This is a genomic window from Mycobacterium zoologicum, from assembly GCF_020181635.2.
In the GTDB taxonomy this organism is placed as follows: domain Bacteria; phylum Actinomycetota; class Actinomycetes; order Mycobacteriales; family Mycobacteriaceae; genus Mycobacterium; species Mycobacterium zoologicum.
Genome location: NZ_JAYJJS010000055.1, coordinates 1 through 8,507 on the forward strand (window position 1 = coordinate 1; position 8,507 = coordinate 8,507).

At 70.0% G+C, this 8,507-nt stretch carries 10 protein-coding genes and 1 pseudogene; 9 read left to right on the forward strand and 2 right to left on the reverse strand.

Going from position 1 to position 8,507, the window contains the following annotated elements; all coding sequences use genetic code 11:
- The first annotated feature begins 174 nt into the window (after window positions 1–174).
- The 9 genes from K6T84_RS23400 (at window position 175) to K6T84_RS23440 (ending at window position 5,829) form a co-directional block, all read left to right on the forward strand.
- Window positions 175–711: a peptidase gene (locus K6T84_RS23400; RefSeq protein WP_224863602.1), complete on the forward strand. Its 537-nt coding sequence runs from the start codon at window positions 175–177 to the stop codon at window positions 709–711.
- 102 nt (window positions 712–813) lie between these two features.
- On the forward strand, window positions 814–1,470 hold the full coding sequence (locus K6T84_RS23405; RefSeq protein WP_225400942.1) for a TMEM165/GDT1 family protein: 657 nt from the start codon (window positions 814–816) through the stop codon (window positions 1,468–1,470).
- A gap of 342 nt (window positions 1,471–1,812) precedes the next feature.
- On the forward strand, window positions 1,813–2,211 hold the full coding sequence (locus K6T84_RS23410; protein ID WP_225400943.1) for a transcriptional regulator: 399 nt from the start codon (window positions 1,813–1,815) through the stop codon (window positions 2,209–2,211).
- A gap of 65 nt (window positions 2,212–2,276) precedes the next feature.
- Window positions 2,277–2,945 carry a DUF6474 family protein gene (locus tag K6T84_RS23415; RefSeq protein ID WP_225400944.1) on the forward strand — a complete coding sequence of 223 codons (669 nt, stop codon included), beginning with the start codon at window positions 2,277–2,279 and terminating at the stop codon, window positions 2,943–2,945.
- Window positions 2,942–3,625, forward strand: coding sequence for a YcnI family protein (locus K6T84_RS23420; protein WP_225400945.1), 684 nt, complete (start codon window positions 2,942–2,944; stop codon window positions 3,623–3,625). The genes K6T84_RS23415 and K6T84_RS23420 overlap by 4 nt, the downstream gene beginning before the upstream one ends.
- A 44-nt stretch (window positions 3,626–3,669) precedes the next feature.
- Window positions 3,670–4,158, forward strand: a complete 489-nt coding sequence (locus K6T84_RS23425) for a copper resistance CopC family protein (RefSeq protein ID WP_225402084.1) — start codon at window positions 3,670–3,672, stop codon at window positions 4,156–4,158.
- Window positions 4,159–4,209: 51 nt separating this feature from the next.
- On the forward strand, window positions 4,210–4,587 hold the full coding sequence (locus K6T84_RS23430; protein WP_225400946.1) for a nucleoid-structuring protein H-NS: 378 nt from the start codon (window positions 4,210–4,212) through the stop codon (window positions 4,585–4,587).
- Between the two features lie 8 nt (window positions 4,588–4,595).
- The gene (gene rraA, locus K6T84_RS23435; protein ID WP_225400947.1) at window positions 4,596–5,069 is read left to right on the forward strand and encodes a ribonuclease E activity regulator RraA; all 474 of its coding nucleotides are present in this window, start codon (window positions 4,596–4,598) and stop codon (window positions 5,067–5,069) included.
- Between the two features lie 13 nt (window positions 5,070–5,082).
- Complete coding sequence (locus K6T84_RS23440) at window positions 5,083–5,829, forward strand: YggS family pyridoxal phosphate-dependent enzyme (protein ID WP_225400948.1); 747 nt, start codon at window positions 5,083–5,085, stop codon at window positions 5,827–5,829.
- Here K6T84_RS23440 and K6T84_RS23445 read toward each other — a convergent pair.
- Both K6T84_RS23445 and K6T84_RS23450 read right to left on the reverse strand, forming a co-directional pair.
- Window positions 5,826–7,304: a flavin-containing monooxygenase gene (locus tag K6T84_RS23445; RefSeq protein WP_225400949.1), complete on the reverse strand. Its 1,479-nt coding sequence runs from the start codon at window positions 7,302–7,304 to the stop codon at window positions 5,826–5,828. The genes K6T84_RS23440 and K6T84_RS23445 overlap by 4 nt on opposite strands.
- Window positions 7,305–7,446: 142 nt before the next feature.
- Window positions 7,447–8,507 (reverse strand): annotated as a pseudogene (locus K6T84_RS23450) (PE family protein); the annotation flags it as partial.

Sequence of the window (8,507 nt, forward strand, 5' to 3'; positions counted from 1 at the left end):
CCCCCCCCCCCCCCCCCCCCCCCCCCCCCCCCCCCCCCCCCCCCCCCCCCCCCGCTTCGGTTTCATACGGGTTTTCCTCACCGATTCGTTACCCGGCGCATCGTCGTGTCTGCTTGCACCCGCGCACCGGTTGCGCGCATGCTGCTCGGCAACCCACCACAAGGAGGGTGCGCGATGGAGACAACGGGGTCCGGTCGGGCGATCGAGGTCGCCCCTTTCCATTCCCACGGCGAATTACGCGGATTCGTGGTGTTCGGCCGCTGGCCGGATTCCACCAAGGAATGGGCGCAACTGCTCGGCATCGCGGTCCGTGTCGCGTCCACCCCCGGATTGCTCTCCACCACAACGGTATTCGGCACTCGTGAGGAACTTCCCGACAATCCCGGCCCGGGTACCGTGGGCCTGCTGATGGCCGAGGGCACCATCTCCGGTCGCACCCCGATCGCGCCGGGACACTTTGCGGCGCACCAGCCGTCGGCGCTGCTGATCCTGCATCCGCCGTCGGAGACCATTCCCTCACTGCCGGAGTGCCGGGGCGCGGCCTCGGGATGTGTTCTACTACCGGGCCTGCCCTACCTGGGCCTGGAACACCGGGCGGCCTGGGTGGAGGCCGAATCCGACGGCACCATCACCTCGATGGTGAGCCGGGTCGGCGTCGACCCGGTGAGCCATCCCGACACCGCTGTCCTGGCCATGCTCCTTGCCGCATAAGGAGATTCGGATCATTCGATTCGGGTTCCCGAAAACCCCCGCAGCGGTGGCGCCGCAGGCTGACAGTCACTAGCCTCGGCAGCTGTCGAAAGGTCGCCCCGCATGCTTGCCGCCGTGCTGATCAGCCTCGGAGTGGTCTTCCTCGCCGAACTCGGCGACAAGTCGCAGCTGATCACGATGTCCTATGCGCTGCGGCACCGATGGTGGGTGGTGCTGAGCGGGGTGGGGATCGCCGCCTTCGCCATCCACGGCATCTCGGTGACCGTCGGCCACTTCCTGGGGCTGACCCTGCCCGCGCGCCCCATCGCCGCGGTCGCCGGTGTCGCCTTCCTCGGGTTCGCGGCGTGGACATGGCGCGAGGGCAACAACGCCGACGACGCGGACGCACCCGTCCGCGAGCCGCGGTTCGCGCTGCTGGCAGTGGTGTCCTCGGTGCTTCTCGCCGAGCTGGGCGACAAGACGATGCTGGCGACCGTCGCGCTGGCCAGCGACCACAGCTGGCTGGGCGTGTGGCTCGGCGCGACGCTCGGCATGGTGCTGGCCGACGGGGTGGCCATCGCGGTCGGGGTGGTGTTGCACCGCCGACTGCCCGAACACCTGCTGCACCGCTCCGCGGCGGTACTGTTCCTCGCCTTCGGCATCTGGATGCTGCTCGACGAGGCGCTCGGGCAGCGCCCGGCGGCCATCGCCTCGGTCGGCGCACTGCTGGCGCTGACGGTCGGCGCGGGGCTTCGCCAGGCCCGCCGAGCGGTCCGGTAGCAAATCCCGTCACAAACTCCGGCGACGGTGCAAACTTCACTTCGCCGGAGAGCGGTCCAGCGCCGAGGACTGATCGTTCGGGATCGACCCGGACTGCAGGCTATCCGCGGCGACCGAATTGTGCTTGGTACAGCCCAAAAAGAACCGTCGAATGGACCACCGCGTCCGGTGAACGAGGGCGGCCCCCGACCGCGCTGAATCAAGATCGAATTTACTGAGGAATCACTCTTGGTTGTGTCGTTATCTATCGCTACGATGAATCAGCAAATATTCTCCACGTGACGGCGAACCCCCCGCCGACCGTGTATCGACCGCCTGCCAACCCCCCTGGAGGTCCTATCGATGAGCGCGACTTTCGCCGTCCGCTTGAACCGTCTTTTCGATACCGTCTATCCGCCCGGACGCGGGCCGCACACCTCCGCCGAGGTGATCGCGGCACTCAAAGCCGAGGGCATCACCATGTCCGCGCCCTACCTTTCGCAACTGCGCTCCGGCAACCGGACCAACCCGTCGACGGCCACCATGGCCGCGCTCGCCAACTTCTTCCGGATCAAACTCGCGTTCTTCACCGACGACGACTACTACACCAAGCTGGACTCGGAGTTGTCCTGGCTGGACGGTGTCCGTGAGGCCGGTGTCCGCCGGATCGCGACCAACGTCATCGGGTTGTCGAGCGAATCCCAGAAGGACGTTTTGGAGCGCATCGACGAGCTGCGGCGCAAGGAGCACCTCAGCGCCTGAGGTGCCGGCGCCGCCATTAGGGTTGGCGGGATCGGTTCCAGTGAGACACCGGGGAGGCGGCCGCCATGGGCCTGTTCAGAAAACGCAAGAGCCGCGCGACCCGGCGTGCTGAGGCGCGCGCCCTCAAGGCGCGGGCCAAGCTGGAGGCACGGCTGGCCGCCAAGGGCGAGGCCAAGCGCTTCAAGGTCACTCAGCGCGCCGACGCCCGGGCCCTCAAGGCACAGCTCAAAGCCGAACGGGATCGCGACCGAACCACGCTCAAGGCAGCCGAGAACCAGCTCAAGGCGGCCCGCGACGGCAGGCTGCTGTCGCCGGCCCGTATCCGCCGCACCCTGACGGTGTCGCGGATGCTCGCCCCCATCGTGGTGCCGGTGGCCTATCGCGGTGCCATGGCGGTGCGCGGCCTGATCGACGAGCAGCGGGCCGCCCAGCTCGGCGTTCCGCTGGCCCGCATGGGCGAGTTCTCCGGGAGCGGCAAGAACGAGGCCCGGCTCTCGGCGCGGATCGTCGGGGCGGAGCGGACGCTACGCGAGGTCGCGGACCGAAAGCCCAAGGACGCCGAGACCAAGCAGTTCGTCTCGGCGGTCACCGACCGGTTGCGCGACCTGGCCACCGCCGTCACCGCCATCGAGACCATGCCCGGTGACCGCCGCCGAGCCGGATTCGCCTCGGTCAGCGAGCAGCTCGACGGCATCGACGCTGATCTGATGGCCCGGCTGGGGCTGCCGTCATGACCGTCTGGAACCGGGTCGCCGCCATCGCCGCCGCCGCCGCGATCGCCGTCCTCGGTTCCGTCGGTGTCGCACCGGCCGGGGCCCACGTCCATGCCAGCAGCCCGGGCGCGGTCCGCGGCGGCATCGCGATGGTCACCTTCGAAGTGCCGAACGAATCGCCGACCGGTTCTGCCACAACCGAACTCACCGTGACGCTGCCCGACGTGGCGTCGGCGCGCACCGAGACGACGCCGGGCTGGACGGCCAAGCTGGAGCGGGGCTCCGAGACCGGAGCGGTGCACGCGGTCACCTGGACGGCAGCGCCGGGTGGCGGCATCGGTGCCGACCAGTTCGGACTGTTCCGGATCGCGATGCGCCTGCCCGACGCCGACACCGTGGACTTCCCCGCCGCCCAGCGCTACGCCGACGGCACGGTGGTGCGCTGGGACCAGGCCCCACCGTCGGGCGGCGGCGAGGCCGAGCACCCGGTGCCCGCACTGCAACTCGGCGCAGGCGTCGCGTCTGCACCCGAGCATCACGCCCAGCACCCGGCGCCGGCCGTCTCCGCCGGGCCAGCGACCACCGTCGACGCCGCGCCGCAGGGCGGGCACGGCGACAACGCGGCCCGGTTGCTCGGCGGTACCGCGCTGCTGGTCGCCGCCCTCGCCGCCACGTTCACCCTGGCCCGGCGGCGGCAGTGACGCGGGCCGTGCGGGTGGCCTGCGCGGGGCTGTTCGCGCTGGTCATGCTGTTTACCGCTGCCGGGGTGGCCGCCGCGCACGCGGTACTGGTGTCCAGCGACCCGGCCCGCGGCGCCGAGCTGACGAGCGGGCCGCAGCGGGTCAGCGCCACCTTCAACGAGCAGTTGCAGACCAGCTTCGCGGCCATGACCGTGGTCGGCCCCGACGGGCACCTCTGGTCGACGGGCGACACGCAAGTCCATGGTGCGGTCGCCAGCGTCGGCGTCCGCGCGCTCGGACCGGCCGGGACCTACACCGTCAACTACCGGGTGACCTCAGCCGACGGGCACGTGGTCACCGGTTCGTGGCCGTTCCAGCTGACGGTGGCCGGCTCCGGCGAACCGGGACCGGCGGCCTCTGATCACGCCGAGGCAGCACCGTTGCCCCGCCGCTACGCCGACCCGGCCACCGAGGACCTGCCGATCTGGCCGTTCGTGGCCGGCGCGGTGGCGCTGGTGGCGGGCGGCCTGTGGCTGAGCCGGCGCCGGCACTGATCGCAGCGACTCACTGGCCGCCGGGGGATGCTGACTGGCATGATGGGCGATATGACTGACCCGCAGGGCCAACCTGATCACGAGTCCGCCGCTACGCCTGAATCCGCCGCCGCGCCTGAGCCCACCGGCCAGCCGGTGACACCGCCGGCCAAGAAGGCCGCCAAAAAGGCCGCCAAAAAGGCACCCGCCAAAAAGGCACCCGCGAAAAAGGCACCCGCTCCGGCGCTCGCGAACGGCAGCCGTCCGCCCACCGCCGGCGCCAAAGAGACCGCGGCCCAAGCCAAGTCGACGGTAGAGGCAGCGGGCAACGCACTGCCGGCCGCACCGGTACCGACTCAGCCGTCAGTGGTCCCGCTGGTGGCCGCCGGCATCGGCGGCCTGCTGGTACTGCTGCTGCTACGCCGGCTGCTGCACGCACTGCGCAGCTGAGCCCGGCTGTGAGCATCGCCTTCCAGCCCACCGCCGACCTGGTCGATGAGATCGGCGCCGACGTGCGCAGCTGCGATCTGCAGTTCCGTCAACTGGGCGGACGCACCGAATTCGCCGGCCCGGTCAGCACCGTGCGCTGCTTCCAAGACAACGCACTGCTCAAGTCGGTGCTGTCGAGTCCGGGCGACGGCGGGGTGCTGGTAATCGACGGCGCCGGGTCGCTGCACACCGCGCTGGTCGGCGACGTGATCGCCGAGCTGGGCCGGGCCAACGGCTGGGCCGGGCTGATCGTGCACGGCGCAGTGCGGGATGCGGCGACGCTGCGCACCCTCGACATCGGCATCAAGGCGCTGGGCACCAACCCGCGCAAGAGCACCAAGACCGGCGCCGGTGAGCGCGACGTCGTCGTCGAGCTCGGCGGCATCCGGTTCGTCCCCGGCGAGATCGCCTACAGCGACGACGACGGCATCGTCGTCGTCTGACATCGCTCAAACCATGACGGCAGACACCCTCCGGGAGCGCTGGGACGCCATCCGCGGACGGGTCGAGGCGGCCTGCCACGACGCCGGGCGAGATCCGGCCGAGGTCACGATTCTGCCGGTCAGCAAGACGTTCGGCCCCGACGTGATCCGGGAGGCGGTCGGCCTGGGTCTGCACCGATTCGGGGAGAACAAGGTTCAGGAGATCCGCGACAAAGCGCAGGCTTTGGGCTCCCAGGAGGCCGCCCCGGGGATCGACTGGGTGATGATCGGGCACCTGCAGACCAACAAGGCCGGGGTGGTGGCCCGGCTGGCCACCGAGGTGCAGTCGCTGGACCGGCCCCGGCTGGCCGCGGCGCTGGACCGGCAGCTGCGCGCCGAAGGCCGGGCCATTGACGTGCTGGTGCAGGTCAAGACCTCTGACGAGCCCAGCAAGTACGGCCTGGACCCCGAGCAGCTGCTGCCGTTCCTGGACGAGCTGGCGTGCTACCCCACCATGCGGGTGCAGGGCCTGATGACGCTGGCGATCAACACATCAGATCCGGCGACGGTCCGCGGCTGCTTCCGCCGGCTTCGCGAACTGCGCGATGACGCCGCTGCACGCGGCCACCAGTTGCCCCGGCTGTCGATGGGGATGAGTGGCGACTTCCCGCTGGCGATCGCCGAGGGCGCCACCGAGGTGCGGATCGGGACCGCGATCTTCGGGTCCCGGCCCTACCCCGACTCCTATTACTGGCCCGAGAGCGGCCCCGAGACGAACTAGGCGTTGACGGCCGCGCGGTGCTTGCTGAACCGCAGCGACTTCTCGTCGACCTTGCCGTAGCGGATCAGCCGCAGGTCCAGCAGGTAGTTCTGCTTGAGCCGCCACGGGGCCTCCGACCCGGACCGGGGCAGGGTGTCCACCGCCCGGCGGAAGTAGCCGGGGCTGAAGTCCATGAACGGTCGCTCCTCCACCGCGTCGCCGGGGTGCTGGGCCTCGACCCGGTCGAAGCCGTGCTCGTCCATGTAGTTGAGCACCCGGCAGACGAACTCCGAGACCAGGTCGGCCTTGAGCGTCCAGGACGCGTTGGTGTAGCCGAAGGCCATCGCCGCGTTGGGGACACCGGAGAACATCAGACCCTTGTAGGTCATGGTCTTGGTCAGATCGATCGGCTCGCCGTTGCGCAGCAGCGTCGCGCCGCCCAGCAACTGCATGTTCAGGCCGGTGGCGGTGATGATGATGTCCGCGTCGAGTTCCTGGCCGGAGTCCAGCAGGATCCCGGTCTTGGTGAACGTCTTGATGGTGTCGGTGACGACGTCGGCCTTGCCGTCGCGGATGGTCTTGAACAGGTCACCGTTGGGCGCCAGGCACAGCCGCTCGTCCCATGGGTTGTAGCGCGGGCCGAAGTGCTTGTCCACGTCGTAACCCTCCGGCAGCCGGTGCTTGGCCATCGTCATCAGGGTCTTGCGCATGTACTTCGGGAAGTTGCGCGCCAGCTGGTACTGGGCCGTGCTGAATCCGATGGCCTTCCAGCGGTTGACGAAGTGCGCGACCTTCTTCGGCAGGAACCGGTTGGCCTGCACGGCGATGGGGTCCACCAGCGGCAGCGCACCGACGTAGGTCGGCGAGCGCTGCAGCATGGTGACGTGCCCGGCACCGGAGTTGGCCAGCGCGGGGATCAGCGTCACCGCCGTGGCGCCACTGCCGATCACCACGATCTTCTTGCCGGCGTAGTCCAGGTCCTCGGACCAGTGCTGGGGGTGCACGATGACGCCGCCGGCTGCACTGAAGTCCTGCGAGCCGGGGAACTCCGGCGAGTAGCCCTCTGCGTAGTTGTAGTAGCCACTGCACGCGAACACGAACGACGCGGTGATCTGCTCCTGCTCGCCGTTGTTGTCGACGGTGACCGTCCACTGGTTGTCGGCGTCGGACCAGTCCGCGGACAACACTCGGTGCCGGTACCGGATGTGTTTGTCGATGCCGTTCTCTTCGGCGGCCTCGTTGATGTAGTTCCAGATGTCCGCCCCGTTGGCGATCGAGTGCGCCGACAGCCACGGCTTGAACCGGAAGCCCAGGGTGAACATGTCGGAGTCGGAGCGGATACCGGGGTACTTGAACAGGTCCCAGGTGCCGCCGAGGTTGTCCCGGCTCTCCAGGATGGCGTAGCTCTTGCCCGGGCAGCGGTTCTGCAGGTGCCAGGCCGCGCTGATACCGGAGATGCCGGCGCCGACGATCACAACGTCGAGGTGTTCAGTCATGACGACAGGTTATCAACGGTGTGTTGAGATAGTCAACGGTGTGTTGAATATTTTGCTGTCATGGGGATACCAGCAGGTCCAGAGACGGGGAAAGCCCCACACGCACGGGGCGTGTGGGGCTTTCCCTGTTGTGGGCCGGGGCCTACGGGGTGGTGCCGCTCGCACCGTTGTTGCCGTCGGTGGAACCGGTGCCGCCGGTGGCGCCGGCGCCACCGTTGTCCGGACCGACCGGACTGGCGGAGGAACCGGGGCCGGTGCCCAGGTTCGGCGTGGTGACCTTGCCGCCGTCACCGCCGGCACCGCCGGTGCCGTTCGCCGCGTCGCCGACGCCGCCGTTACCGCCCTTGCCGCCGTCACCGCCGGAGACGTCGTCGACCGGACCCGACGAGCTGGCCGTGCCGTTGGTGAAGGGGGGGTTACCCGCGGAAGTGGGCCCGTCGTAGCCCCAGCGGATGTTGCTGCCGTCGCCGCCGGCGCCGCCCTTGCCGCCGTCACCGCCGGTGCTGCCGGTACCGACCCCGGCGCCGCCGTTACCGCCGTTACCGCCCTTGCCGCCGTTGGAGCCGGCCGCGAAGTCGTCGCTGCCGCCGGTGCCGCCCTTGCCGCCGTCACCGGCGACGTAGCCGCTGCCGCCGTCGCCACCCTTGCCGCCGTCACCGGTGACGGCAGCTGCCACGCCCGCGTCGGTGTTGCCGGCGGTGTCGACGTAGGCCAGGTCCTTGAGATCCGGGCCGGCACCGCCGTTACCGCCGGTACCGCCGTTGGCACCGTTGCCGGCGTGCGCGCCGGTCCCACCGGCCGCGCCACCGTTACCGCCGGCGCCGCCGTCGCCACCCTTGGCACCGACACCGACGTTGTGCCCCTGCAGCGGGTGGTTGTTGTCGTCGGCGTGGCTGGTGTAGCCGCCGTGGCCGCCGGCGGCGCCGTTACCGCCGGCAGCGCCGTTGCCGCCGTCGGTGTCCTGACCGTTGGTGCCGCCGCCGGCGCCACCGTTACCGCCGGAGCCACCGGTACCGCCGCTACCGCCAACGGTTCCGTTAGCCGCCGGCGCGTCGAAATCCCCGGACGCGATGCCGTCGGTGCCGCGTGCGCCGTTGCCGCCGATGGCGCCGTTGCCGGCAACCCCACCGTTGCTGTCGGTGCCCGCAGTGCCGTTGGCCGAGGTACCACCGGCCGCGCCGTCACCGGCGTTACCACCGCTGC